Source organism: Citrobacter sp. wls826 (assembly GCF_005281245.1).
GTDB lineage: Bacteria > Pseudomonadota > Gammaproteobacteria > Enterobacterales > Enterobacteriaceae > Citrobacter > Citrobacter braakii.
In genome coordinates this window covers 1,210-1,472 of sequence record NZ_SZWS01000048.1, presented here as the reverse complement: position 1 = coordinate 1,472, position 263 = coordinate 1,210, and the positions used below count along the sequence as shown (strand labels likewise).

Here is a 263-nt window from a genome sequence, read left to right as displayed (position 1 = left end):
TGGCGGGCGGATACAGCGCCACGGACATGGCGGCCGTCGCCATTGGCACATCTATCTGGTTGCCGGCCATTCTGTTTGGTCACGGACTGCTGCTGGCCTTGACGCCAGTGATTGCGCAACTCAATGGTTCCGGGCGCCGCGATCGCATTGCCCATCAAATACGCCAGGGTTTCTGGCTGGCGGGCAGCGTCTCCATTCTGATTATGATCGTGCTCTGGAACGCGGGATACATTATTCGCTCCATGCATAACATCGACCCGGCG

Annotated in this window: 1 protein-coding gene; it reads left to right on the top strand. The window is 59.3% G+C overall.

Annotated elements, in window-relative coordinates; genetic code table 11:
• The coding region (locus FDW87_RS22290; RefSeq protein ID WP_252363110.1) for an MATE family efflux transporter at positions 1–263 on the top strand (263 nt) is incomplete at both ends.